Source organism: Leifsonia sp. SIMBA_070 (assembly GCF_046534635.1).
Taxonomy (GTDB): domain Bacteria; phylum Actinomycetota; class Actinomycetes; order Actinomycetales; family Microbacteriaceae; genus Leifsonia.
On record NZ_JAWRYK010000647.1, the window covers coordinates 1 to 251 of the forward strand.

A 251-nucleotide genomic window follows, 5' to 3' on the forward strand; every position below is an offset into this window, starting at 1 on the left:
GACGTCAACACGCCCTTCTCGTAACGGAGGTTGATGGCGAGACCATCGATCTTGAGCTCGGTGAGCCACCGCACCTCGCGGCCCGCGGACTCGTGCGCCTTCACGCACCAGTCGCGCAGTTCCTCCGGCGAGAACACGTTGTCGAGGCTCAGCATGCGCTCCGCGTGCTCGATCGTGTCGAGGCCCGTCGCCTCGGCCGCGCCCACCGTCTGCGTCGGCGAGTCCTGCGCGCGCAGCACGGGGTGCGCTTC

1 pseudogene is annotated in these 251 nt (G+C 68.9%); it reads right to left on the bottom strand.

What is annotated here, in order from left to right:
• Positions 1–251: pseudogene (locus SB754_RS21825) on the bottom strand (NAD-dependent DNA ligase LigA); the annotation flags it as partial.